Source organism: Streptomyces yangpuensis, from assembly GCF_024666385.1.
In the GTDB taxonomy this organism is placed as follows: Bacteria; Actinomycetota; Actinomycetes; order Streptomycetales; family Streptomycetaceae; genus Streptomyces; species Streptomyces yangpuensis.
Map to the genome: position 1 here is coordinate 1,070,576 of NZ_CP102514.1, position 24,906 is coordinate 1,095,481.

Genomic DNA, 24,906 nt, shown 5'->3' on the forward strand with positions numbered 1-24,906 from the left:
GGAGCGCGCACTCTTGTCCATAGGGCCCGGTTTGTCGGCCTATGTGACACCTCGCGCCCGCCCTGGCCGGATGCACCCCTTCCGCCAGCCCACGATCGGAGTTCCCCGTGTCCTTCCTTCCCCCCACCCGCCGGACCGTCCTGCGCACCCTCGCCGGAATCGGCGCGGTCGTCGCCGGTGCCTCGGCCTGCGGCCCGTCCGCCGCCGGAGTGCAGCCAGAGGCCACGAAGGGGTCCGCCCCCGCGGCCGACGGGCGCCGCCTCGGCGCCGAGTGGGAGAGCCACACCCGTACCTTCATGTCCTGGCCGGCCCTGGCCGCCGGAGTGTGGGAGGAGGACCTGCGCCACGTGCGCGAGGACATCGCGCGGATCGCGCGGGCGGTCGGGCAGTACGAGGCCGTCGTCATGATGGCGCGGCCCGACCAGGTGGCGGCGGCCCAGCGGGCCTGTGGCAACGACGTCGAGGTCATCCCGCTCGCGGTGGACGACCTGTGGGCCCGTGACACCGTCCCCGTCTTCGTCGAGGAGGGCGGCAAGGTCCTCGGTGTCGACTTCAACTTCAACGGGTGGGGCAACAAGCAGGAGCACAAGAACGACGGGTCGGTCGCCCGGACCCTGCTCCAGAAGTACGGGATCCCCCGGGTCCAGGCGCCGCTGGTCGCCGAGGGCGGTTCCTTCGAGACGGACGGCGAGGGCACCCTGCTGGTCACCGAGAGCTCGATCGTCAACGACAACCGCAACCGGGGCAAGAACCGGGAGGTGATCGAGGCGGAGCTGCGGCAGACCCTGGGCGTCCAGAAGGTCGTCTGGCTGGCCGGCGTACGCGGCGAGGACATCACCGACGCCCACGTGGACAGCCTTGTGCGGTTCACCGCCCCCGGTGTCGTACTCCTGGACCGCGCCCACCCCAGCACCCCGGCCGACTCGTGGTCCCGCTCCGCCGACCAGGCGAAGTCCGTCCTGTCGAAGGCGACGGACGCCCGCGGGCGGCGTTTCGAGGTCATCGACCTGCCGCAGCCCGACCTGAACAGGATCACGGGCGAGGGCGACGACTTCGTGTCGACCTACGCCAACTTCTACATCGCCAACGATGCGGTCTTCATGCCGAAGTTCGGCGACCGCAAGGCCGACGACAAGGCCCGCGGCATCCTCCAGGAGCATTTCCCCGATCGGGACATCGTTCCCGTCGCCATCGACACGATCGCCTCGGGCGGCGGCGGCATCCACTGCTCGACCCACGACCAGCCGGGCAAACCCGCCGCCTGAGCGGATCCCCCGCCCGGCCGTTACGGTGGCGGCATGGAACAGCGGATCAGCCTGGTCACCCTGGGGGTCGCGGACCTCGCCCGCGCCAAGAGCTTCTACACGGCGCTCGGCTGGCGCGGCACCGAGGTCGAGGAGACGGTCTTCCACCAGGCGGGCGGTCTGGCCCTGGTCCTCTGGGACCGCGGGAAACTGGCCGCGGACTGCGGTCTTCCCGACGCCCCGCCGGGCGGCTTCGGCGGCATCGCCCTCGCCCACAACGTACGCGCCGACGCCGAGGTGGACGCCGTCCTCGACGCGGCGGCGGCGGCCGGCGGGACCGTCACCCGGCCGGCCGCCGTCAACGCGATCGGCTTCTACTCGGGCGTCTTCACCGACCCCGACGGCCACGCCTGGGAGATCGCCCACAACCCCGGTTTCACCCTGACCGAGGACGGCTCCCTCGTCCTGCCCGACTTCGGGGGTTAGCAGAAGAGCGGAACGGGCAGGGAGTCACCTACGTGCCCGCCCCGGGACGGCAACGCCGGCCCCGGGGCACGTTCCTGTGCCGGGCGGGGACCTCTCCGGCCGCCGCCGGGACAGGTCACCACCCCTGCTGCCAGGCCGAGTTGGGACGATTGCCCGACTCGTCCCTGTGTTGATCCTGCGGGCTTCCTTAAGGGAACTTGAAGAACGCCTCCAGGGGGATCTTTTCGCTGGTCACCGGCCTAGGCTCGGGCGGAGTCCCCTCCTCCCCTTCTCTTGCGAGGTGTTACCGGCATGAGCCGCAGCCGAACTCCCCAAACGCAGACCCGCGTCGAGGCCCGACGGAAGAAGACGATGCGCACGCGCGTCGTACTGTCCGTCACCACGGCCGCCGCGGTGGTGGCGGTGGGGGTCGCGGTGGCCGACTCCGGCGATGACGCACGTACCGACCGGCGTACCGACGCCACCGGAACGTCCTCCGGGACGGCGACTCCCACCCCCGACGCCGCCTCGCCCACCACCGACGCCGCGGCCACCGCGAGTGCCAGTGCGTCCCCGACGCCCGACGCATCCGCCTCCGCCTCGGCGTCCGCCACCCCCACGGACCCCGCGACGACGCAGGACGCAGAGACCAAGTCGGAGCCCTCCCCGGCCACCAAGCCCACGCGCAAGCCCGCCACCACCACGGGCGGCGGCTCCGGCGGCACGGGCGGCGGCGGGAGCACCGGCGGGGGCGGCAGCACGGGCGGGGGCGGCGGCACCGTCGACACCGACGCCGAGTCCGCCGTGCTCTCCCTGGTCAACAAGGAGCGGGCGGCCGCCGGGTGCGGTGCCCTGACCTCCAACGCCAAGCTGAGCGCCGCCGCACGCGGATACAGCGACACCATGGCCCGTGCCGGCGTCATGTCGCACACCGGGCCGGACGGGTCCACCATGACCAGCCGGGTGGAGGCCGCCGGCTACAAGTGGTCCAACCTGGGCGAGAACATAGCCCGCGGGCAGGCCGACGCGGACGCCGTCATGAAGGCGTGGATGAACAGCTCCGGCCATCGGGCCAACATCCTCAACTGCGCCTTCAAGGAGATCGGCATCGGCGTCCACAAGGGCGACGGCGGCCCGTGGTGGACGCAGAACTTCGGCGCCCCGAGGTAACCACCCGCCGCACAAGGGACTTACCGGGCGAACACCCCTGTTCCCCCTGCTCCCCCCTGAACCACCCCCCACAGCCACGTCCTCCCACCCGCACCCGGGTGGGAGGACGTCGGCGTTCGCCCCCGCCCCCGCACCGGTCCGGGCCTTTTCAGGGGGAGCCGGTGACAGACCGGCCGGAGCGTCGGACACTATGGGGCCGTGCCCCGAACTCCGCGCTACCTGCTCATATGGCTGTCCTGCACGGCCGCCAGCGTGACCGCCGTGCTCGCGACGGTCCAGTTCGTGGTCGGCACGACCCGGCACACGCCGCCGGTCGCACGGTCCGCCCCGACGGTCATCGACACGCCTCCCGCCTGGCAGGCGGGCAGCCCGCCCGCGGACACGCCGTCCCCGACCGCGTCGTCCAGCCCCTCGCCCACGGCCTCGCAGAGCCCCTCCCCCACGACGGCCGCCCCCACCCCCGTCAAGGCCACGTCCAGCGCGCCCAGGACCGCCGCCCCGAGGAAGGTCGACTGCGAGGAGGGCGGGGCGGGCCTGTACACCGTTCCCGCGCAGGGCGGAAAGGTGACGGTGCGGTACGGGAGCCGGGGCGTGTGCCTGATCTCCGCGGTCCCCAGCCGCGGCTTCAAGACCACCACGTCGCAGACCTCGGACAGCACCCTCACGGTCACGTTCACCAGCGCCGACCACCGGTCCGTCATCACCGCGACGATCGATCCGAGCGCGAAGGCGAGCGTGCGCGAATCCTCCTTCTGAGGGCCCGGCATGCCGTCGCGGGCGTTCTGTCCCGCTCGGCCGTTCCAGGGGGTGTCCAGCCCCTTTCGCGGTGATCGGCACCTTGTGTGCGCCCATGGGCCGGGGCCCGGCGAAGCGGAAGGTGAGCTCTTCCTTAGGGCAAGCTCAAGATCGCCCCCGACCGGGTTCCACGGGCTCCGCGCGGTCCTATGCTCGCGTCAGCCGAGCGGCCCTCGGCTCCGGGGTGTGACATCCGGGAGCAGCGTCGGGCCGCCGTCTTCACCGAGCCGGGGGGCTTCCCGCCCGTCCCGCAGTCCGAACCGTGCCTTGGGGTGTCTCCGCCATGAGTTCTCGCATGCTCCGACCCGTCCGCGCCGACCGCCGTACGACGTCGCCCCGCTCCGCCGCGGCCCTGGGAAGGCGGCTGCCGCTGGTGGCCGCGGCCGTCGTCGCGGCGGGCCTGACCGCGGCCTGCGGACCGTCCTCGGAGCCCGCCGGCTCCGCCGCGGCGGCCACCGCCGGCCAGTCCGCGCAGGCCCTCTCCGGGTCGCAGTCCGCGACGCCCACCGCCGAGACGTCCCCGACGGCGTCGGCCTCGCCGTCCGCGTCCGCCTCGGCCTCGGCCTCCGCCTCGGCGACCGCCTCGCGGGCGCCGTCCTCTTCCGCCTCGTCCGGCGGCGGCTCCGCCAAGCCGGCCCGTACGTCCGCCGCCCCCGCGCCGGCCAAGGTCCCCGGCCCCGGCTACGACAGTTCCGCCGACGCGCAGCAGCAGATCGACGCGGCACTGCGCGCGGCCAAGGCGGACGGGCGGATGGTCCTGCTCGACTTCGGCGCCAACTGGTGCGGCAACTGCAAGGCCGCCGACAAGGTGTTCGCGCAGTCGCAGACCGCCGGGATCCTCGGTGCCTCGTACCACATGGTCAAGGTGGACATCGGCGGGAACAGCTCCGCCAACTCCGCTCTCCTGCGCAAGTACAGCCCCTCGGGCGGCACCTACAAGATGCCCGTCCTGGTCGTGGTCTCGCCGTCGGGCACGGTGCGCACCGACACCCACGTCACGGGCAACCCTTCGCTGACCGCGGACGGCATCAACGCCTTCCTGCGCAAGTGGGCGTCATGAGAAGACCGGTCCGGGCGTCCGTCCTCGTCCCGGCCGCCACCGGCCTGGCGGTGGCGGCCGTGCTGGCCGTCGCCGGCCTGTGGACGGACGACGGCGCCGCCGCGGGGTCCCGGGCCGGACGGCCGGACGCGATCGCCGCGGCGGCCGGGGCGAAGGTCATGGACCCCGGCGCCCGGCAGGAGGCGCCGGCCCTGGCCGGCGCCGACCTGGACGGGAAGCAGGTCGCGCTCGGCGACTTCCGGGGCCAGGTCGTCGTCCTGAACGCGTGGGGCTCCTGGTGCGGCCCCTGCCGTGCGGAGGCGGACGACCTGGAGCGGCTCAGCCGGCAGACCCGGGCCGACGGGGTCCGCTTCCTCGGGATCAACACCCGGGACCGGGACCGGGCCGCGGCACGGTCCTTCGTACGGGCCCACGACATGACCTTCCCCAGCCTCCACGACCCCGACGGCGCGCTCCTGCTGCGCTTCCCTCCCGCTCTGGTCAACCCGCAGGCGATCCCTTCGACCCTCGTCATCGACCGCCGCGGACGCGTCGCCGCCGCCATCGGGGGCGCCGTCACCGACGAGCAGCTGCGGCCCCTGCTCGCACGAATCCTGGAGGAGGAGTCGTGACGGCCGCCGCGCAGTGGACGCTCGCCGTCACGGACACCTCCTCCCTCGTGAACGGAACCCTCGCGATCGCGGCGCCCGTGGCGTTCCTGGCGGGACTCGTCTCCTTCCTCTCGCCGTGCGTGCTGCCCCTCGTACCGGGCTACCTGAGCTACGTGACCAGCCTGTCGGTCGCCGACCTGGCGGAGGCGGGCGGCGGGCGCCGCAGCCGGATGGCGACCGGCGCGCTGCTGTTCGTCCTGGGCTTCACCGCGGTCCTCGTGTCCGGTGGCGCGCTGTTCGGCTACTTCGGCCGGAGCCTGCTGGCCCACCAGGAGGTGATCACCCAGGTGCTCGGTGTCCTCACCGTGCTCATGGGGCTGTCCTTCATGGGGTTCCTGCCGGGCTTCACCCAGCGGGAGTTCCGCAGCCACCGGCGTCCCGCCCTGGGCCTCGCCGGAGCCCCCGCCCTCGGGGCGGTGTTCGCGGTCGGCTGGACGCCGTGCATCGGGCCGACGCTGGCCGCCGTGCAGGCGCTGGCCTGGACCGAGGCGAGCGCGGCCCGCGGGGCCCTGCTGATGGCCGCGTACTGTCTGGGGCTGGGGCTGCCCTTCATCCTGGCCGCGCTGGCCTTCCGCCGGGCGCTGGGCGCCTTCGGGCTGGTCAAGCGCCACTACCCGTGGGTCCTGCGGATCGGCGGGGGGATGCTCGTACTCGTCGGTCTGCTGCTGGCCACCGGCGTGTGGAACGACATGGTCTACAGCCTGCAGTTGTGGAGCGCGACCTTCACCACCGCCTTCTAGCCGGGCCGTTCGCCCCGTTCGCCCCGTTCGCCCCGAGAACCAAGACCGATCCGACCCGATCGCGTGACGAGCGCAAGCGCGCGCACGCGACACGCACCACAGAGGCACAGATGAACGTTTCCACGCAGGTGAGGCACTCCCGCAAGGTCCGCGTCGCGGCCGCGCTCCTCTCCCTGACCGCGCTGTCGGCGTGCGGCGGACAGCCCGCCGCGGACGCCGCCGGCTCCGCTCCCACGACGCGCTTCTCCGAGAACGGTGTCACCGTCACCCTGTCGGTGACCGACTGGAAGGCCTCGGGGGGCACCCTCACCGCGGTCTTCACGCCCGAGGCGAAAGGCTTCCACCTCTACAGCACCGAGCTGCCCGCCACCGGCATCGAGGGGGTCGGCCGGCCGACCACCGTGGCGGTCACCGGGGCGCTCAAGGCCCGGGGCGGTCTGAAGGCGGCCGGGGAGGTGAAGTCGATCACCGTGCCCGGTGTCGACGCCCAGGTCCCCGTCTACCCCGACGGCCCGGTCACCACGACGCTGCCCGTCCGCGCCGACGGGAACGGGGACGCGACGGTACTGGTCGGCTACGCGAGCTGCAGCACGCGGGACGGCTGCACCATCCCGGTGTCCGACCGCCCGGTGCGGCTGCGCATCACCGGTGACGGGCCGACGTTCGACGCTTCCTGACGGCGGACCGGGCGGCGCGCGCCGACCCGGCGACTGCCCGGTTCGGGAGGGTTCGTATGATCCAGGGGGTTCGCGGCCGCCCCCACCCCGGGCCGCCGCACCCCCGGGCCACAGCCCCCGGCCCCGCCGACCGCCGACCCGCCGGTCGCACGGGTTGCCGAGGGGACGGGCCCGCTCCTCCCGCCGTTCACCGCCGTACGGACGTATGCCCCCGGCCCTGCCCCGAAGACGTCATCCCCCTTGAGTACCGACCAGATCGCCCCCGAACGGGCGCGTCCCGGCCCGTCCGCGGCCCCGCGCGCCCGCGTACTGCCGCGCCTCGCGGGACGCGCCCCCGCTCCGGCGCCGGGCACCGTCCTGCACAGCGTCAGCGGTGCCACCGCCGTCATGCTGGTCCTGGTGGCCATCGGCGCGGCCATCCACGAACCCGTCCTCATACCCCCGCTGGCCGCGTCCGCGGCGATCGTGCACAGCGTGCCCGCCCTGCCGCTGGCCCAGCCGCGCAGCGTGATCGGCGGTCACCTGCTCTGCGCCGCCGTCGGATACGCGGGACTCGCCGCCTTCGGCAGCTCGCCCTGGGTGGCGGCCGTCGCGGCGGGCCTCGCGCTCGCCGTGATGACCCTGGCCCGGACCCCGCACTCCCCCGCCTGCGCCACCGCCGTCGTGATCGTCCTGCGTACGCCGGACCCGCGCACGTTCGTCCCGCTGCTGGCCGGAGCCGCCGTGCTCGTCGTCCTCGCGGGCTGCGCCCTCTCCCGCGCCCGCCGCACCGGCACCCGCTACCCCCAGTACTGGTGGTGAGCCCCGGCCGGCCGAGCCCCTAAGGTGTCCGCATGCCGAGCGTCCTGGTCGTGGAAGACGACCCCAGCATCCGCCAGTCACTGATCGAGGTCCTGACGGAACACGGGTATGCCGTACGCAGCGCCGCCGACGGGTTCGGCGCTCTGCGCGAGGTCACCCAGACGCCGGTCGACGCCGTGGTCCTCGACCTCGGGCTGCCCGATCTGGACGGAGGGGACGCCCTGCGCATGATCCGGGGCATATCCTCCGTGCCCGTGCTGGTGGCCACCGCGCGGGACGACGAGTCGGAAATCATCAAGATCCTCAACGCGGGCGCGGACGATTACCTGGTCAAGCCCTTCTCCGGCGGTCAGCTCGTCGCCCGGCTGTCCGCCGTCCTGCGGCGCACCAGCCACGTCCCGCCCGCCGGGGCCGCCGCCGCGGGCGCACCGGTCGCGGCGGCCGCCGAGCCGCTGCGGGCCACCGTCGTGGGCGAGCTGGCGGTGGACCCGGGGGCGCGTACCGCGTACCTGGCCGGGCGGGAGCTGCGCCTCACGCGCCGGGAGTTCGACCTGCTGGCGTTCCTCGCCCACCATTCGGGACAGGTCGTCTCCAAGCGCCGGCTGCTGACCGAGGTCTGGCGGGAGCCGTACGTGGACGACCAGACCGTCGACGTGCACCTGTCCTCCCTGCGGCGCAAGCTCGGCGAACGCGCCGCGGCCCCGCGCTACCTGCTGACCGTCCGCGGCGTCGGCATCAAACTGGTGGCCCCGCGTTGAGGCGCTCCCTGGCCGGAGTGGCCCTCGCCGTGACCTCCATGGTCGCCCTCTCCTTCCTCATACCGCTGGCCGCGCTGGTGCTGTCGCTGGTCAAGGAGCAGGGCGTCAACGCGGCCGAACAGCGCGCCGCCGCCCTGGCACCCGTCCTCACCCTCACCACGGACCCGAACGCGCTGCGGGAGTCCGCGGCGAGCCTGGACGCGTCCGACTACCTGGTGGTGCACCTGCCGGGCTCCGGGCCCCTCGGCACCTCCAAGGCCCCGGCAGCCCTGCTCGAACGGGCCCAGGAGGGACGCGAGTCCATCTCCCGGGAGATCCCGGACGGCTGGATCTGCCTCCAGCCGGTGGTGCTGCCCGGCGATCAGGTCGCCGTCATCGAGAACTTCGTCCCCGAGGCGGAACTGACCCGCGGGGTCAAGGAATCGTGGGCGGTGATGCTCTTCCTCGCGGTGGGGCTGGTCGGTGGTTCCGTCCTGGTCGCCGACCGCCTCGGCGCGAAGGTCGTCCGGTCCTCGAAGAGGCTGGCGCAGGCGTCGCACGCGCTGGGCCGGGGCGATCTGGACACCCGCGTGGACCCCATGGGCCCCAAGGAGCTGCGGGACGCGGGCCTCGCCTTCAACGCGATGGCGCACCGGATGACCGAGCTGCTCGCTGTCGAACGCGAGCTCGTCGCCGACCTGTCCCACCGGCTGCGGACCCCGCTCACCGCCCTGCACCTCGCGTCGGAACGGATGGCCGGCACACCGGAGTCGGCCAGGGTCGAGGCGGCGGTCGGCGAGCTGGAGACGGAGCTCCAGGCCATCATCGCCGCGGCGCGCACCCCGCTCGCCGTGGGCCCCATGGGCCAGGGCCTGCTCGGTGCGGAACCGGCCGCGGCCCGGCCCGCGGCCGGTGCGGGGGCCGCCGCCGGCCCGCGCTGCGAGGCGGCCGACGTCGTACGCCGCCGCACCTCCTTCTGGACGGTCCTGGCGGAACAGCAGAACCGGTCCTGCACCGTGGACCTGACCCAGGAGCCGACGACCGTCAGCCTCTCCGACGACGACATCGCCGCCGTGGTGGACGCGCTGATCGGCAACATCTTCCGGCACACGGCGCCGGGGACCCCCTTCGGCGTCCAGGTCGTCCGCACGGCCCAGGCCGTGGAACTGGTCGTGGAGGACGGCGGCCCCGGCATCCCCGATCCGGACCGGGCCCTCTCCCGCGGGAGCAGCACCGGATCCACCGGGCTGGGCCTCGACATCGCGCAGCGCGCGGCGAGCGCCACGGGCGGCTCCATGCGCATCGCCCGGGGCCCGCTCGGGGGTGCGCGCATCACGGTGACCTTCGCGCTGGCCCCCTCGGCGCCCTCCGGCCGCAGGCTGCGCCGGCCGCGTACGTCCTCCCGCCGCCGCCCGGTCTGGCCCCGCAGCAGGTAGCCGCCGACGCCGCCCGACCCGTCCGGACGCTTCTCTAATCGGTCTGTGCGGCCTTGGCCGCCTTGAGCTTGCGCCACACCCTGCCGAGGGCCTCCAGGTCCTCGGTGTCGAGGAGGCCAGTGAAGACGGGCGCCAGGGCCTCGCGCCGCGTGGTGTCCGCGGCGGCGAACAGGGTGCGTCCGGCCGGGGTGAGGGCGACCTCCACCGAGCGCGCGTCGCGCGCCGACGGCGTACGCGTCACCAGGCCGCGGCTCTGCAGCGCGTCCACGACCCGGGAGACCTGGCTGCGGCTGAGCAGGGTGCTGTTCCCGAGGACCGAGGCGGGCACCGGCTCGGGGCTGGACGCCAGCCACAGCATGACCTCGAACCAGGACACGGGCAGGTCGTGGGCCTTGACCAGGGCCTTGTCCACGCGGTCCGTCATCGTCGTGCCGGCCCAGACCAGCCCGTAGAAGGCGTAGTCGGCCGCCGGCATCTCGGCTTCTGTGAGCTTCTTCGGCATGTCGCTCAGTCTAGAGGTTGCGTGCACACGCACATAACTTTAAAGTGTGTGTGCACGCACATAAATCCGAGTTTCCAGAGGAACGCCATGTCCACGCCCCCCACCGCCCCCGCCACCACCGCCCCCGACGCCTCCCTCCGTACCGTCCTGATCACCGGCACCTCCTCCGGCATCGGGCTGGCCGCGGCCGTCGCTGCGGCCCGCGCCGGATGGCGCACCGTCGCCACGCTGCGCGACACCGGACGGGCCGGCGCCCTGCGCGAGGCCGCCGCCGAGGCGGGCGTCGAGATCGACATCCGCCGTCTCGACGTCGTCGACGAGGAGTCCGTCACCGCGGCGGTGGAGGGCGTGATCGCCGACTACGGCCGTCTGGACGCGGTCGTGAACAACGCCGGCGCCGGACACCTCGGCACCCTGGAACTGGAAACCGTGGCCGACGTCCGCGAGGTCATGGAGGTCAACTTCTTCGGCGTGCTGAACGTCTCCAAGGCGGCACTCCCTCACCTCCGGGCCACCGGCGGCCGCCTGATCACCGTCACGAGCGTCGGCGGCGTGATCGGCCAGCCCTTCAACGAGGCCTACTGCGCGGCGAAGTTCGCGGTGGAGGGGTACATGGAGAGCCTGGCGCCCGTCGCGAGCACCCTCGGCGTGACCGTGTCCGTCATCGAGCCGGGCGCGGTGGCGACCGAGTTCGTCAACAACATCGGGCTCGACCTCGACGCCCGGATCGCCGCGGCCGGACCGTACGCCGGCGCGCTGCGCACCTACATCGACCGTACGGTGAGCCAGTTCACGGAGGGCTCGGCCCAGACCCCGGCCGGCGCGGCCGAGGCCGTGATGGAGGCACTGACCGCCGACCGTCCCGCCTTCCGCATCCAGACCTCGCAGTGGGCCCGCGACTTCACCGGGACCAAGCTGACGGACCAGGACGGCGCGGCCGTGCTCGGCATGACGGGCACCTGGGTGGCCTGACGGCTCCGGCCCCGCCGCCCGGGGCCCGTGGCCGACCTGCGGTTCGCGGGCCGGGGGGTCAGCATGGAAGGAGGCCGGACGCAGCGCCGTCCGGCCTGCGGAGCGCCGCGCGGCGGCGCGTCCCCGTCGGGAGGTGACCCGCGCCCATGGACGAATCGCAGAAGGCCTGGATCGGGATCGGCATCGTCGTCACGGTCATCCTCCTGAACCTGGCGGCCATCATCCTGATGAACACGGTCGGCCTGTGACCGTGTGACGGCGCCCGGCCGACGCCCCGGTCCGCCCCCTGCTCGCAGGGGGCGGACCTTTCGTGCGTACGGGGCCGCTCCCGGTCCCGGCGCGCGCGCCGGGACCCGTGGCGCCATTTCTGACATATCCTCAACTCTCCTGTTCTGACGGGTAGTTCGATCCTGCGCGGGCGCAGAAGAAGCTGCGCGGACCCTTGCCGTGCCGAGCCGGTTCGCGAATGATGCTCCGGGCGTGTCGGTCGACGGTGGCCGTCGCCGGCCCGCGACCCCCGAACCCGACCGGCCAGGAGGCCTGTTGTGCGGACCGACCGTCACGTCCGGAGATCCCTCGTCGTCGTCGGCGCCGCCCTCGCGCTCGTCGTCGGCGTCCCGCAGGTGGCCTTCGCAGCTCCGCCCGCGGCGCTGCCCGGCCAGGCCGAGGCGATCGAGCGGACCTTCCAGCCCGCCTACGACTACGACACCGACGGCTGCTATCCGACACCCGCCATCGGCCCCACCGGGGTGCTGAACGGCGGACTCAAGCCCACCGGGGCCCTCGACGGCAACTGCCGGGACGCCTCGGACCTCGCCAACACCAACGGGTACTCCCGCTGGAAGTGCAACAACGGCTGGTGCGCCGTGGTCTACGCGCTCTACTTCGAGAAGGACCAGGCGATCCCCGGCATCAGCCTCGGCGGCCACCGCCACGACTGGGAGCACGTGGTGGTGTGGATCCAGGGCGACGAGGCGAAATACGTCGCCACATCCGCGCACGGTGACTTCGTGGTCCACGCGCGCGACCGGATCCGCTGGGACGGCACCCACCCCAAGATCGTCTATCACAAGGACGGCGTCGGCACGCACTGCTTCCGGGCGGCGAACAGCAACGACGAGCCGCCGGAGAACCACCGCGGCACCTGGCAGTACCCCCCGCTGGTCGGCTGGTCGGGATACCCGGCGACGCTGCGGGACACGCTCAGCCAGGCAGACTTCGGCAGCGCGCACTTCGGCCTGAAGGACGCCTCCTTCGCCTCCCACCTGGCGAAGGCCAAGCCGGCGGGCATCCCCTTCGACCCGTACCTGTAGCCCCGTAGCGGTGGGCCCGCAGCTGCCCGGAGGAGCGGCTGCTCGCGCGGTCACAGGCGCAGGAGGAGCAGGGCGATGTCGTCCGTGTGGCCGGAGGGCGCCCCGATTCCGCGCAGCAGGGCCTCGACGATGTCGTCCAGGTCCGCCCCGTCGTGTTCGGCGAGCACGGCGGCGACGTCGTCGGTACCGCGCTCGGCGTCGATGCCGGCCGCGGTGGGCTTCTCGACCAGCCCGTCCGTGTAGAGGGTGAGGAGGGTCCCCGGCGCCAGCTCCAGCCGGGTGACGGGGCACGGCGTGCCGGTGTCGATGCCGAGGAGCGGCCAGGGATCGACCTCCACCCGCTGCGGCCGGGAGCCGGGGGCGTGCACCAGCGGTGGTGGGTGCCCGGCGCTGGACAGGGTCGCGCACCGGCTCGCGAGGTCGATGTGGACGTAGAGGCAGGACACGAGCAGATCGGTGTCCAGTCCCGACAGGAGACGGCCGGTGCGGGCCAGGACCGCGCCGGGCGGGCCGCCCGCGGCGGCCCGGATGGCGGTGCGGACCTGGCCCATGAGCGCGGCCGCGGCCACGTTGTGCCCCTGGACGTCGCCGATGACGGCCGCGACGTTGGTGGCGTCCAGCGCGATCACGTCGTAGAAGTCGCCGCCGATGTCCATGCCGTGGCCCGCGGGCAGGTACCGGGCGGTGGCCTCCAGACCCGGCATCACGGGCAGGGTGTGCGGGAGCAGGGCCTGCTGGAGGCCGTGGGCGAGGTCGTGCGCGGCGTCGTGCAGCCGGGCCCGGTCCAGGGCCTGGGCGATCAGTCCGGCCAGGGAGGTGAGGACGGCGCGCTCGTCGGCGGTGAAGGTGTGCGGCCGCTCGTAGGAAAGGATGCAGCACCCGACCGGGCGGCCGGAGATGGTGAGCGGCAGGAACGCCCAGGCCTCCTTGCCGCTGACCTGCGTGGCGCCGGGGTGCGCGCGGGCCATCGCGGCACGGTCGCCGAAGAAGGCGGGGACGCCGTCGGCCAGTACTTGCCCGGCGGGGGTCAGCCCGGTGTCCAGGGGCAGGCCGTCGAGCCGCTCGATGATCCGCGGGTCGTACCCGTGGTACCCGGTGATCCTGAGGCGGCCCGCGTCGGCGGCGGACAGGACGAGGGCGTCGGCTCCGAACGCGGGCAGCACCTGGTGGGCGACCAGTTCGACGACGTCGCGGACGGTGACAGTCTCCGTCATGGCGGCGGCGAGGTGCAGGAGCTGGTGGATCCGGCCCGTGTGCGGGACGGAGGGACCCGTCGGCCCGCCGGACGGCGGGGTCTCCTCGTGCCGGGCGGCGCGGGTGACGCGGACGCTGATGCCGCTGGAGTCCGGATAGAGCTGGAAGCGCAGCGGGACGTCCGGCGGGCGCAGGGCGGTGAACTCGACCGGCTCGCGGCTGAGGACGGCGGAGCGGTAGCGGTCCTCGACCAGGGGTGCGTCCAGCCACGGCAGCGACTGCCAGGGCCAGGTGCCCAGCAGCTCGCCGGAGGTGCGGCCGAGCAGGGCGGCTGCGGTCCCGTCCACGAAGGTGATCCGGCCTTCCAGGTCCAGGGCCAGGGCGCCCTCCGGCAGGCGCTCGGCCCAGTCGGCGGCCGCCTGGGCCGGCCGGCCCGCGTACGCCCGGAAGGACGTGGCGGGGATGACGCGGGGCCGTTCGGGGACCGCGGGCAGGCCGGCGGGCTCGTCCAGTGTCCGGGCGATACGGCGGGCGGCCGCGACGATGTGGCGCTGTTCGCGCGGGGTCGGGGTGCGCTCCCGGCCGGCGGGCCAGACCAGGAGCAGGGCGCCGTGGGAGCCGCGCCGGCCCCTCAGCGGCGCCGCGGCCAGGCAGAACTCGTAGGGCAGTCTGACGGCGGCCTGCGGGTAGTCGTGGGCGAGGTCCTCCTGCGAGCCGATCCAGACCAGCCGGTCCTCGCGCACGGCGTCGCTCACCGGGTTGGAGTCGGCCGGGGAGATCCGGTGCCACGGCCACGCCACCTCGGTCGGTACGCCGCACAGCACCACGAGCGCCAGCCGGGTGTGCTCCGGGCCGGCCCAGAGGTGGACCCCGCCGGCGGACGCCCCGGTCCGGCGGATCGTCCCGGTCAGCGCCTCGTCCAACGCGTCGTCCGCGTCGCGGAATGCCTCGTGCGCGTCGTCCCACGCCTCGTGCGCCTCGTCCGGCGCGTCGGCCACCTCGCCCGGCCCTTCGCCCTCGCCCGGGCCCTCGTGCGCGTCGTCCCGCGCCTCGTGGACCTCGTCCGGCGCCTCGTGCACCTCGTGCAGCGGGTCGTCCGCCCCGTCCCGGGGCCGGAGGTCCTCGGGGCGCGAGCCCGCATCCGCCAGGCCGCCCTCACCGCCGCCGCTCACTGCCCACCTCCGGTCTCGGCTCCACCGCAGGGTTTCCGTACACCCGCGGCCGTCAGGGCCGGGTCGGGCCGGCGGCGGCCGGACCGGCGCCGAACTCCTCGACGAAGGCGGCGCAGAAGGCGTCGAGGTCGTCGGGCCTGCGGCTGGTGATCAGCGTGCCGGGCGCCGCACGGCAGACCCGTACCTCCTCGTCGACCCAGGTGGCGCCGGCGTTGCGCAGGTCGGTGGCGAGGCTGGGCCAGGACGTCAGGGTCCGGCCCCGGACCGTGCCCGCCTCGACGAGCGTCCACGGGGCGTGGCAGATCGCCGCCACCGGCCGGCCGCTGCGGAAGAAGCCCTGGACGAAGGCGACCGCGCGCCCGTCCATGCGCAGGGCGTCGGGGTTGGCGACGCCGCCCGGCAGCACCAGGGCGTCGTATTCGTCCGGTCCGGCCGCGCCGACCACGTCGTCGACGGGGAAGGTGTCCGCCTTGTCGAGGTGGTGGAACGCCTGGACCTCGCCGTTCCCGGTCGAGACGAGGCGTGGCTGCCAGCCCTGGTCCTGCACGGCCTGCCAGGGCTTCTCCAGCTCGACCTGCTCCACGCCTTCCGGCGCCACGAGAAACGCCACCTTCATCGCCGTCACGTCCCTTCCACGGTGGTACGCCCTCCGGACCGCCCCGTCCGCGCTGTGCGCCTGCCCCTTCGGGCGGCGGACAAACGGCCGCGCGGTCCGGGCCGCGCGCCCTCGGATGATCCATTCACCGGGACGGCCGTATGATCGCCGGACGCGCCGGCCCCGGCCGTCACCCCGACGAGACAGGCGAGGACGTGCCCGTGCACAGGACCGTCACCGAACTCGCGGACGGCCGCGAGCTCATCTACTACGACAGCCGCCCCGGCCGGGACCGCGGGGCCGAGGACCGGCGCCCGCCGGACCGGGTCGAGAGCGCCCCGGAGCTGCGCCGGGACCCCACCACCGGCGACTGGGTCACCATCGCCGCGCATCGCCAGTCCCGTACGCACCTCCCGCCGGCGGACGCCTGCCCGCTCTGCCCGTCGAGGGACGGCCGGCCGAGCGAGATCCCGGCCGCCGACTACGAGGTGGCCGTCTTCGAGAACCGCTTCCCGTCCCTGGCCGGCGAGGCCGGGCGCTGCGAGGTGGTGTGCTTCACCCCGGAGCACGACGCCGGATTCGCCGGCCTCACCCCCCAGCGGGCCCGGCTGGTCCTGGACGCCTGGACCGACCGCACCGCCGAACTGTCCGCCCGCCCCGGCGTGCGGCAGGTGTACTGCTTCGAGAACCGGGGCGCGGAGATCGGTGTGACGCTCGCCCACCCGCACGGCCAGATCTACGCCTTCTCCACCACCACCCCGCGCACCGCCAAGCACATCGCCGCCGCGGCCGCGCACCGCGCCCGCACCGGGCGCAACCTCTTCGAGGACGTCCTCGAAGAGGCCCGCGCGGCCACCGAACGCGTGGTCCTCGCCGGGGAGCACTGGACGGCCTTCGTCCCGTACGCCGCGCGCTGGCCGTACGAGGTCCACCTGTACCCGCACCGCAGGGTCCCCGACCTGACCCGGCTCGGCGAGGCGGAACGCGCCGAATTCCCCGGCCTGTACCTGGACCTGCTGCGCCGCTTCGACCGGCTCTTCGGGTCGGCGGCGCCCACGCCCTACATCGCGGCCTGGCACCAGGCGCCGCTCGTCGGGGGCGGGGAACTGGCGCTGCACCTGGAGCTGTTCACGGTCCGGCGGAGCGCCGACAAGCTCAAGTACACGGCAGGGACCGAAGCCGGCATGGACGCCTTCATGAACGACGTCGCGCCCGAGGCGGCGGCACGGCGGCTGCGGGAGGCCCTGTGACCGGGGCCGCGGCCGAAGCCGCCACCGTACGCCGGGAGTTCGCGCGCATCCACGGCCGCTCTCCCGACGGGGTCTGGGCGGCTCCGGGCCGGGTCAACCTCATCGGTGAGCACACCGACTACAACGACGGCTTCGCCCTGCCGATGGCATTGCCGCAGACCACCGTGCTGGCGGCCCGCCGCCGCGCGGACGGGCTGCTGCGCCTGCACAGCGCCCAGGGCGACGGCGCGATCACCGAGCTCACGGTGGCGGACCTCGTCCCCGGCGCGGTCGCCGGCTGGGCGCGCTACCCCGCCGGGGTGGTCTGGGCGCTGCGGGACCGGGGCCTGCCCGTCGGCGGCGCCGATGTGCACCTGGACAGCACGGTGCCCACGGGCGCCGGACTGTCCTCCTCCGCGGCCCTGGAGTGCGCGGTGGCCGTCGCCTACGACGAGCTGTACGGGCTGCGGCTGTCACGGCCGGAGCTGGCCCGCGTGGCGCAGTACGCCGAGAACGCCTTCGCCGGCGTGCCCTGCGGGGTCATGGACCAGATGGCGTCGGTCTGCTGCGCCGAGGGCGCCGCCCTGCACCTCGACAGCCGCAGCCTGGAGGTCCGGCAGGTCCCCTTCGACCTCACCGGGCACGGGCTGCGCCTGCTGGTGCTCGACACCGGTGTCGCGCACGACCTCGCCGACGGGGCGTACGCGGCGCTGCGCGCGGGGTGCGAGCGGGCGGCGGCGCTGCTGGGCCTCGCCGCCCTGCGGGACCTCGCGGAGGCGGAGCTGCCGGGCGCCCTCGCGGAGCTGCCCGACGGGCTGGCGCCGCTGGTCCGGCACGTGGTCACCGAGAACGCCCGTGTGGGCCGGGCCGTCGCCGCTCTGGCGGCGGGCGAGCCGGAGGCGCTGGGGCCGCTGCTGACGGCGGGCCACGCCTCCCTCCGGGACGACTACCGGGTCTCCTGCCCGGAGACGGACCTGGCCGTGGCGGCCGCGGTGGCCGCCGGCGCCCTGGGTGCCCGGATGACCGGCGGCGGCTTCGGCGGCTCCGTGATCGCGCTGGTCCCGGCCGCGGCGGCCGGGAGCGTGGCGCGAGCCGTCACGGACGCCTTCGCGGCGGCGGGCTTCGCAGCACCGGCCGTGCTGGAGGCCCTCCCGTCGCCGGGAGCCCGCCGCATCGGCTGACCGGCTTCGTTGTCGGCGGCGTCGGACGGGGGCCTGGGTGAGCCCGCCGAGGGCCGCGGGGGGCCGGGTCGGCGGAGCGGGGCGTCAGCGTCGGCAGAGGTGGGCGTTCCCGTCCTTCTCGGCGGCGACGGCGGAGGCGGACAGCAGCGTCGCACCGGCCAGGCCGCCCCACAGGGCGGTCGGGCCGTGGGGTGCGAGAGCGGTGATGACCGCCGGGGAGACGGCGAGGCCGAAGCCCGTGGAGAGTTCGAAGCGGGCGAGTACGCGGCCGAGGGTGTGGGCCGGGGCGAGGGCGGTGACCAGCGCCGTGGCACTGCCGGCGTAGACGATCTCCCCGAGGGTGCAGACCACCGACACGGCGGCGACGGCCGGGGCGCCCCAGCCGCCGCGCAGTGAGGTCGCCGCGAGGAAGCCGAGGTAGGACACGGCGAGCAGCACACCGGCGAGGGCCAGCACGTTGCGCCGGGGGAACCGCGACAGCAGGACGGTGACCGGCAGCTGGAGGGTGACGACGAGCACCGTGTTGGCGACGAACACGGCCGCCGGCCACACCGGGGAGGCGTGCAGCTGCGTCACCAGCACCAGGGGGAGCGCGATTTCGGGGACGTTCAGGCAGAAGACGTAGACCACGTTGGCCGCGAGCAGTCCGCGCATCCGGGGTGCGGGCCCCGCGGCCGCGTCCCCCTCCGGGTCGACGGCCGGACGCGCCCGCAGGCGCACCGACCACGCCAGGGCCGCCGCGGTGAGGTAGGCGATCCCGGTGGCGACGGCCATCGCCCGCAGGGCCGTGGCCCCGCCGGCCAGGCAGGCGGTGGCGAGGAGCGCGCCCACGCCCAGGCCCGCGTTGCGCAGGGCTCGGCCCGCCGCGAGGGCGGTGTCGCGTTCCCGGCCGTGGGCGACCGTGGCCACGAGGGCCGCGTGGGCGGCCGGCCAGGCCTGGTTGCCGATGCCGAGGAGGAGCGCCGCCGCCGCGAACGGCCACACGTGCCCGGCCGGGGTGGCCAGCAGCAGCGCCACGCCCAGCGCCCGCACGAGCATCGACGCCGCCACGACCGTGCTGCGTGCGCCCCGGTCCAGCCATCGGCCCACCGCGGGCATGCACACCAGCCCGACGACGATCCCGGCCGTCATGGCGATGCCGGTGGCGGGCGCGGACAGCCGCAGCACCATCACCCCGTAGAGCAGCAGGAACGGCCGCAGCAGGCCGGTGCCGAGCGCGTCCACGGCGAGGGCGACGGCGTAGCGGGGACCCCCGGAGGCCCGGACGAGGGCGCGGGGCCGGATCGTGGTGACGGTTTCCATGGCGTCACCGTGCGGTCGACCTGCCGGGCCGGGCACATGGGTTGACGGACATCGTCAACCCGGTGACGTCGCGGGCGGCCTGGTCGGGGATGCTTGGGCGGGTGACGTTGAGGATCGACATCGGCGGACTGCCGTCCGGACGGCTGCGGTTCGCCGCCTCCCCGCTGGCCGAGCTGACCGCGATGCTGCACGTACTGGCCGAGCCGGGGCACCATCCGCGGTTCGCCGGCCGGGCCCGGGAGGTCTGGGCCGGGATGCCGCCGGAGCTGGCCGAACGCCTGCACGAGGCGGACTTCCTCTGGCGTTCCTCGCAGGCCGACTTCCTGCTCCCCGCCCGGCCCCGGCCGACCCTCGCGGAGGAGCTGGACGACGTGGACCGGATCGACGACGAGGCGTACGTGACAGCGGCGCTCGTCACCACGTGCGGCAGCAACCGGGTCCGCTTCGGGGCGCCTTCGCCGCTGACGGACGCGGTCGCGCGGGAGCGCGCCCTGGACCTGGCGCAGGCCCGCGGCGTACGGCAGGAGGCCTTCGCGGCACGGCTGCTCGCGGACCCGGCGGCCGTCCGGGCACGCGTGCGCGGCACCCTTGAGCAGTGCGCCGCGGCCTTCTTCGACGCCGCCTGGGCGGATGTCGCCGTACGGCTCGCCACCGACCTGCGCGTGAAGAACGACCTGCTCAGGCGGCACGGCCTGGGGGCGGCCCTCGCGGCGGTCTCCGGCGCGGTCTCCCTGGCACCGGACGGCGACCGCATCGTCGTGGACAAGCTGCCGGACAAGGCGACCACCGCCCACGGCACCGGAGTCACCTTCATCCCCAGCGTGTTCGGCAGCCCGCACCTCGCGGTGGTGCACGCGCCCGGCTGGCAGCCGGTGGTGCAGTACCCGGTGGCCGAGCCCGGTCCGTCGGAGCCGGTGTCGCTGGAGACGGTCACCCTCCGGCTGGAGGCACTCGCGCACCCGGTACGGCTGCGGCTACTGCGCACCCTGGCCCGCGGCCCGCACACCACCCGTGAACTGGCCCACGCCTGGGAGCTCTCGCCTCCGGAGGTGTCCCGTCATCTCGCCGTCCTGCGCCGCGCCGGCCTGCTCACGGCCCGGCGGCGCGGCCGGTACGTCCGCTACACCCTCAACCTGCCCGACCTCACGGCTCTCGGGGCGGACCTGCTGGCGGCCGTACTGCGCTGAGACGCGGTGCGGCGCCACGGCGTGGTGCGGGCGCCGGCGGGGCAGCGGCCGTCACCGTCCGGGCCGGGCCCCGGGGTCCCCCTTCAGCCGCTCCTCGAAGCCGGGCTGCTGCACGGTCACGGCGGAGTGGCCCGTGTGCACGGCGTTGCCGTCCTGGGGCAGGAGCAGCACCGCCGGCCGGGGCGCGGGGGCGGCGGGCACACCCATCGAGGTCGCCAGCAGGCCGATGCCGATGCCCACCAGCAGCACGGAGGCCGCTGCCAGCACGACACCGCGGATCCACGAGAACTCGGACACGGCGTTTCTCCTCCTCTCCCTCCGGCTCTGCACGCGGAGGCGCACTCCCACTGGACCCCGGCGCGGGGGTGGCCGTCACGCCCCGTGAACGCGTGACTTGACACCCGTGGCAGCACTGCGTTGGTGCTCCTTGCCCCGCCGGATGATGCTTGTCAGTGGGGCCCCTGGCCGTGCAGGTCCCGTGGGACAGCAGGGACGGATCTAGCGAGGGCGAGATGAGCGGCGATGGAGCAACTTTCCACCCCTCCCGGAGAGCGGCCGGAGCAGACCGATGCCTTCCAGCACCCCGCGTACACGGCGACGGCAGCCGTCGACGAGCAGGGCATCGTCACCGAGTGGGGCGAAGGCGCCGCTCGGCTGCTCGGTTACGCGTCCGCCGAGGTGGTGGGGCGGTCCGCCGCGTTCCTGCTGGCCGGTCCCGTCGGCGACGAGGCGCGCCGGATCCCGCCCGAGCAGGAGCGGTGGAGCGGCACCGTGGCGCTGCGGCACCGGGACGGCAGCCGCATCGAGCAGTCGCTGCTCGCGCACCGCTGGACCTCCGCCGGCGGCGGCACCCTGTGGTACGTGGTGTCCGCGGTGGCGGGCGTACGGGGCGGTGACGGCTCCTCGTGGGGCGATCCGCTGCACGAGCGGGCCTTCTCCCAGTCCCCGTGCTTTCTGGCGGTCTTCGACGCGGACCTGCGGCTGGTCCGGGCGAACGCGGGCATGGAACGCACTCTGTCCCTCACGGAATCCGAGATGTTCGGGCTGCGCCTGCCGGAGATCGCCCCAGACCCGGTGAGCGAGGAGACCGAGCGCCGGATGCGCCTGGCGCTGGAGGCCGGCGAGCCGCAGCACATGGAGGCCTTCGTACGCACCACGGGCGTCAGCGCCGAGCACGGCTGGGCGACGTCGGTGGCCCCGCTGCGGGATCCGGACGGCGTGGTGCGCGCCGTGTGCCTCGCCGCGCACGACCGGACGGGGGCCGAGGTCGAGACGCAACAGATGTTCGTGCCGGACGCCGCCGGCGCGCGCATCGGCACCACCGGGGACAGCACCCGCACCGCGCAGGAACTCGCGGACGTGGTCGTCCCGAGGCTCGCCGATTTCGCCGTCGTCGACCTGCTCGAACCCCTTCCGCGCGGCAACAACCACTCCTCCGGCCCGCCGTCGGGGCCGGTCACCGTCTGCCGTACGGCGGTGCGCTCGGCCGTCGAGGGGAGTTCCGAGGGCCGGGTCGCGGTCGGCGAGACGACCGTCTATCCCCCGCTGTCGCCGCCCGCGGAGTGCCTGGCCTCGGGGCATGGCGCCGTGTACGCGTCGACCGCACCGGCGGTCGCCCAGTGGATGGCCCAGGACCCGGCGGCCGCCTGGCTCGGTGCGCACGGAAGCCATTCGATGCTGGTGGTGCCGCTGCACGCCGACGGCGTCAGCCTCGGCGTGGCCGTCTTCGGCCGCCGCCGCAGCCGGGAGCCGTTCCTGCCGGAGGACCTGGCGCTGGCCGAGGAGCTCACGGGCCGGGCGGCCGCGAGCATCCACGCCGCGCACCGGTCCTCCCGGGAGCACACCAGCACCATGACGCTCCAGCGGAGCCTGCTCCCGCAGACGCTGCCCGACCACCCGGCGCTGGAGACGGCCTCCCGCTACCTTCCGGCCGGCACCGAGGCGGGTGTGGGCGGCGACTGGTTCGATGTGATCCCGCTGTCCGGCGCGCGGGTGGCCCTGGTCGTGGGCGATGTCGTCGGCCACGGCATCCGGGCCTCCGCGACGATGGGCCGGCTGCGCACCGCGGTGCGCACGCTGGCCGACGTCGACCTGCCGCCCGACGAGCTGCTGACCCACCTCGACGACCTCATCATCCACCTGTCCGCGGACGAGGGCGGCCGGGAGGCCGTCGACGAGAGTGCCGGGGGCATCGGTACGACCTGCCTGTACGTGGTCTACGACCCGGTCACCCGGCACTGCACGCTCGCCCGGGCCGGGCACCCGCCGCCGGCGGTGGTCTCCCCGGAGGGCTCCGTCTACCTCCTCGACGTCCCGGCCGGGCCGCCGCTGGGACTGGGGGGCCTGCCCTTCGAGACGCTGGACGTCGACCTTCCCGAGGGCAGCGTGCTGACCCTCTACACCGACGGGCTGCTCCAGCCCCGCGAGCGGGACATCGACGAGGCGCTGGACAGCATGTTCGCCGCGCTCGCCCAGCCCGCGTCGACGCTGGACACGGTCTGCGACCGGGTGCTGACGGCCCTGCTGACCCACCGCCCCGACGACGACGTGGCCCTGCTCGTCGCGCGGACGCGGGCCCTGCACGCCGACAAGGTCGTCGTGTGGGACCTGACGTCCGATCCCTCGAACGTCTCCCAGGCCCGTCGGCAGACCACCGACCAGCTGACGGAGTGGGGGCTGGAGGAGGCCTCGTTCGTCACCGAGCTGCTGGTCAGCGAGCTGGTCACCAATGCCATCAGGTACGGCGAGCCGCCCATCCAGCTGCGGCTGATCCACGAGAAGGACACCCTGATCTGCGAGGTGTCCGACGCGAGCAGCACCGCCCCGCACATGCGGCGGGCCCGGACCTTCGACGAGGGCGGCCGGGGCCTGCTGCTGGTGGCCCAGCTCGCCCAGCGGTGGGGCACCCGGCACGCGCCCGTCGGCAAGACGATCTGGGCCGAGCAGTCGCTCCTGGGGTTCTGAGGGCTCCGGCCTCGGAGGAGGGGTCTAGCCGGCCGGGGGGCGGAAGACGGGCAGGGCCCACTCCGGTGGCTCCGGTGGCGCCGCGGTCTCCTCCTGGACGCGGCGCGGCCGCTGCTCCGTCGGGGGGCCCTTCTCGGTGGCGCGCCGCAGGGCCGCCACGAACTCCAGGCAGGATCCGTAGCGGTCCTCGGGCACCTTCGCCAGGGCCTTCGCGAAGACCTTGTCGGCGGTGGGTGCGATGTCGGGCCGCCGCTCGGTCAGCGGAGGCGGCGGATCGTACTGGTGCGCCCACAGCAGGGCCGCGTCCTCCTCGCGCACGAACGGCGGTCCGCCGGCGAGGCTCTCGTAGACGACGCAGGCGAGGCTGTACAGGTCGCACCTGCCGTCCACCGGGCGGCCGGCGATCTGCTCGGGCGCCATGTAGTCGAGCGTGCCGACGAACTCCCCCGCCGTGGTGAAACCGCTCAGCGACAGGGACTTCTTCGTCAGGCCGAAGTCCGTGAGGTAGATGTGCTCCGGATGGTCCCGGTCGGGCCCGGCCGCGACGAGGATGTTGCCGGGCTTGACGTCCCGGTGCACCAGTTCGTGCTCGTGGGCGGCGTCCAGGGCGGACGCCACCTGGGCGGCGATCCGCAGGGCGGTCGGCACGGGCAGCGGGCCCTCCCGGTCCAGCAGTCCCCGCAGGTCCAGCCCGGGTACGTACCGCATCGCGATGTAGAGGACGCCGTCCGTCTCGCCCGCCTCGAAGATCGGCACGATGTGCGGGTGCTCGATCGAGGCGGCCACTCTGGACTCGTGGGTGAAGCGGCGCCGGAAGGTGTCGTCGCGGGCCCGCTCCGGGGCGATCAGCTTGATCGCGACCGTGCGGTCCAGGCGCAGGTCCTTGGCGCAGTAGACGACGGCCATGCCGCCCCGGCCGATCATGCGTTCGACCTTGTAGCCGGCTATCTGCTTCCCGACCAGCCCGGAGGGCCGGCCCGTGTACTGACTCAGGTCCGCGCCCATCCGGCGCCCCCTTCCTCAGCAGGAATTCTACCGAGCGGCCCCTGCGCACGCTCCCGCTACCACATCCGGGGCGGTGGCGGGAGGGGGCGGAGCACCACCATTCAGGGTGCGGCGGGGCGGTGCCGGGATGGGTGGTGCGGGCGGGAAATATACGTGGTCGGCGCCCATGTGCGGGCGGCGCGGATGGCGTTGAGTGGGAGGTGCCGATCGGCAGGCACCCGTCCTGATCCAGCCGCGCGTCCCGCGCATTCGACTTTCTAGGAGGTGCACCGGGTGAGCGTACTCAAGCCCCAGAACACGGCGGCCCGCAGGACGCAGCGCGGCCCGGGATACCTGAACTGACCCGACGGGATCCGGTCGGGGGTGCTCCCCCGTGCCCCCGCCCGGATCCCGTCGTTCCCACCCCTTCGGCGCGGGGACCGGCGCGCGGTGCGTCCGCGTCGCTCTCGACCCCACCGTCTTCCGGAACCGCCGGCCGCCGTCGGCTTCCCGTCACCCACTGGACGTACCGGGCG

General features: G+C 74.4%; 23 protein-coding genes. 17 read left to right on the forward strand and 6 right to left on the reverse strand.

What is annotated here, in order from left to right:
• Positions 1–107 precede the first annotated feature (107 nt).
• The 11 genes from NRK68_RS04940 to NRK68_RS04990 all read left to right on the forward strand — a co-directional run bounded on the left by NRK68_RS04940 (position 108) and on the right by NRK68_RS04990 (position 9,775).
• Positions 108–1,265, forward strand: a complete 1,158-nt coding sequence (locus NRK68_RS04940; protein WP_183068131.1) for an agmatine deiminase family protein — start codon at positions 108–110, stop codon at positions 1,263–1,265.
• Positions 1,266–1,298: 33 nt separating this feature from the next.
• Complete coding sequence (locus tag NRK68_RS04945; protein ID WP_183068132.1) at positions 1,299–1,730, forward strand: VOC family protein; 432 nt, start codon at positions 1,299–1,301, stop codon at positions 1,728–1,730.
• Between the two features lie 291 nt (positions 1,731–2,021).
• Positions 2,022–2,879: a CAP domain-containing protein gene (locus tag NRK68_RS04950; RefSeq protein WP_257855115.1), complete on the forward strand. Its 858-nt coding sequence runs from the start codon at positions 2,022–2,024 to the stop codon at positions 2,877–2,879.
• Between the two features lie 198 nt (positions 2,880–3,077).
• The gene (locus NRK68_RS04955; RefSeq protein ID WP_257855117.1) at positions 3,078–3,635 is read left to right on the forward strand and encodes a hypothetical protein; all 558 of its coding nucleotides are present in this window, start codon (positions 3,078–3,080) and stop codon (positions 3,633–3,635) included.
• A gap of 334 nt (positions 3,636–3,969) precedes the next feature.
• On the forward strand, positions 3,970–4,734 hold the full coding sequence (locus NRK68_RS04960; protein ID WP_257855118.1) for a thioredoxin family protein: 765 nt from the start codon (positions 3,970–3,972) through the stop codon (positions 4,732–4,734).
• The gene (locus tag NRK68_RS04965) at positions 4,731–5,345 is read left to right on the forward strand and encodes a TlpA family protein disulfide reductase (RefSeq protein ID WP_257855119.1); all 615 of its coding nucleotides are present in this window, start codon (positions 4,731–4,733) and stop codon (positions 5,343–5,345) included. Before NRK68_RS04960 ends, NRK68_RS04965 begins: the two co-directional genes overlap by 4 nt.
• Positions 5,342–6,124: a cytochrome c biogenesis CcdA family protein gene (locus NRK68_RS04970; protein WP_183068136.1), complete on the forward strand. Its 783-nt coding sequence runs from the start codon at positions 5,342–5,344 to the stop codon at positions 6,122–6,124. The genes NRK68_RS04965 and NRK68_RS04970 overlap by 4 nt, the downstream gene beginning before the upstream one ends.
• A gap of 110 nt (positions 6,125–6,234) precedes the next feature.
• The gene (locus tag NRK68_RS04975; RefSeq protein ID WP_257855120.1) at positions 6,235–6,801 is read left to right on the forward strand and encodes a hypothetical protein; all 567 of its coding nucleotides are present in this window, start codon (positions 6,235–6,237) and stop codon (positions 6,799–6,801) included.
• Between the two features lie 240 nt (positions 6,802–7,041).
• The gene (locus NRK68_RS04980) at positions 7,042–7,602 is read left to right on the forward strand and encodes an HPP family protein (protein WP_257855123.1); all 561 of its coding nucleotides are present in this window, start codon (positions 7,042–7,044) and stop codon (positions 7,600–7,602) included.
• Between the two features lie 32 nt (positions 7,603–7,634).
• On the forward strand, positions 7,635–8,360 hold the full coding sequence (locus tag NRK68_RS04985) for a response regulator transcription factor (RefSeq protein ID WP_030832172.1): 726 nt from the start codon (positions 7,635–7,637) through the stop codon (positions 8,358–8,360).
• Positions 8,357–9,775 carry a HAMP domain-containing sensor histidine kinase gene (locus NRK68_RS04990; RefSeq protein WP_183068138.1) on the forward strand — a complete coding sequence of 473 codons (1,419 nt, stop codon included), beginning with the start codon at positions 8,357–8,359 and terminating at the stop codon, positions 9,773–9,775. Before NRK68_RS04985 ends, NRK68_RS04990 begins: the two co-directional genes overlap by 4 nt.
• A gap of 34 nt (positions 9,776–9,809) precedes the next feature.
• Here NRK68_RS04990 and NRK68_RS04995 read toward each other — a convergent pair whose 3' ends face one another.
• The gene (locus NRK68_RS04995) at positions 9,810–10,277 is read right to left on the reverse strand and encodes a MarR family winged helix-turn-helix transcriptional regulator (RefSeq protein WP_257855131.1); all 468 of its coding nucleotides are present in this window, start codon (positions 10,275–10,277) and stop codon (positions 9,810–9,812) included.
• A gap of 87 nt (positions 10,278–10,364) precedes the next feature.
• Here NRK68_RS04995 and NRK68_RS05000 point away from each other — a divergent pair, with 87 nt between their 5' ends.
• On the forward strand, positions 10,365–11,249 hold the full coding sequence (locus NRK68_RS05000; protein ID WP_183068140.1) for an SDR family oxidoreductase: 885 nt from the start codon (positions 10,365–10,367) through the stop codon (positions 11,247–11,249).
• Positions 11,250–11,794: 545 nt separating this feature from the next.
• A complete protein-coding gene (locus NRK68_RS05005; protein WP_183068141.1) occupies positions 11,795–12,562 on the forward strand; it encodes an NPP1 family protein in 768 nt (255 codons plus the stop codon).
• A 50-nt stretch (positions 12,563–12,612) separates the two neighbouring features.
• Here the strand turns inward: NRK68_RS05005 and NRK68_RS05010 are convergent, their stop codons facing one another.
• Together NRK68_RS05010 and NRK68_RS05015 are read right to left on the reverse strand one after the other, a co-directional pair.
• Positions 12,613–14,928: a SpoIIE family protein phosphatase gene (locus tag NRK68_RS05010; RefSeq protein ID WP_308296061.1), complete on the reverse strand. Its 2,316-nt coding sequence runs from the start codon at positions 14,926–14,928 to the stop codon at positions 12,613–12,615.
• A gap of 52 nt (positions 14,929–14,980) precedes the next feature.
• Positions 14,981–15,544 carry a type 1 glutamine amidotransferase domain-containing protein gene (locus tag NRK68_RS05015; RefSeq protein WP_183068184.1) on the reverse strand — a complete coding sequence of 188 codons (564 nt, stop codon included), beginning with the start codon at positions 15,542–15,544 and terminating at the stop codon, positions 14,981–14,983.
• A 140-nt stretch (positions 15,545–15,684) separates the two neighbouring features.
• Between NRK68_RS05015 and galT the strand changes: the two genes are divergently transcribed.
• Positions 15,685–16,773: a galactose-1-phosphate uridylyltransferase gene (gene galT / locus NRK68_RS05020; RefSeq protein WP_220819311.1), complete on the forward strand. Its 1,089-nt coding sequence runs from the start codon at positions 15,685–15,687 to the stop codon at positions 16,771–16,773.
• On the forward strand, positions 16,770–17,933 hold the full coding sequence (galK, locus tag NRK68_RS05025; protein ID WP_257855132.1) for a galactokinase: 1,164 nt from the start codon (positions 16,770–16,772) through the stop codon (positions 17,931–17,933). The genes galT and galK overlap by 4 nt, the downstream gene beginning before the upstream one ends.
• Before the next feature lie 84 nt (positions 17,934–18,017).
• On the opposite strand, the gene NRK68_RS05030 is transcribed toward galK, so the two are convergent.
• The gene (locus NRK68_RS05030) at positions 18,018–19,235 is read right to left on the reverse strand and encodes an MFS transporter (protein ID WP_257855133.1); all 1,218 of its coding nucleotides are present in this window, start codon (positions 19,233–19,235) and stop codon (positions 18,018–18,020) included.
• Between the two features lie 101 nt (positions 19,236–19,336).
• On the opposite strand from NRK68_RS05030, the gene NRK68_RS05035 reads away from it, so the two are divergent.
• A complete protein-coding gene (locus NRK68_RS05035) occupies positions 19,337–20,422 on the forward strand; it encodes a helix-turn-helix domain-containing protein (RefSeq protein ID WP_183068144.1) in 1,086 nt (361 codons plus the stop codon).
• A gap of 51 nt (positions 20,423–20,473) precedes the next feature.
• Here NRK68_RS05035 and NRK68_RS05040 read toward each other — a convergent pair whose 3' ends face one another.
• On the reverse strand, positions 20,474–20,719 hold the full coding sequence (locus NRK68_RS05040; protein WP_183068145.1) for a hypothetical protein: 246 nt from the start codon (positions 20,717–20,719) through the stop codon (positions 20,474–20,476).
• A gap of 225 nt (positions 20,720–20,944) precedes the next feature.
• Between NRK68_RS05040 and NRK68_RS05045 the strand changes: the two genes are divergently transcribed.
• Positions 20,945–23,386: a SpoIIE family protein phosphatase gene (locus NRK68_RS05045; protein WP_257855134.1), complete on the forward strand. Its 2,442-nt coding sequence runs from the start codon at positions 20,945–20,947 to the stop codon at positions 23,384–23,386.
• 24 nt (positions 23,387–23,410) lie between these two features.
• Here the strand turns inward: NRK68_RS05045 and NRK68_RS05050 are convergent, their stop codons facing one another.
• The gene (locus NRK68_RS05050) at positions 23,411–24,391 is read right to left on the reverse strand and encodes a serine/threonine-protein kinase (RefSeq protein WP_257855136.1); all 981 of its coding nucleotides are present in this window, start codon (positions 24,389–24,391) and stop codon (positions 23,411–23,413) included.
• Positions 24,392–24,906: the final 515 nt, after the last annotated feature.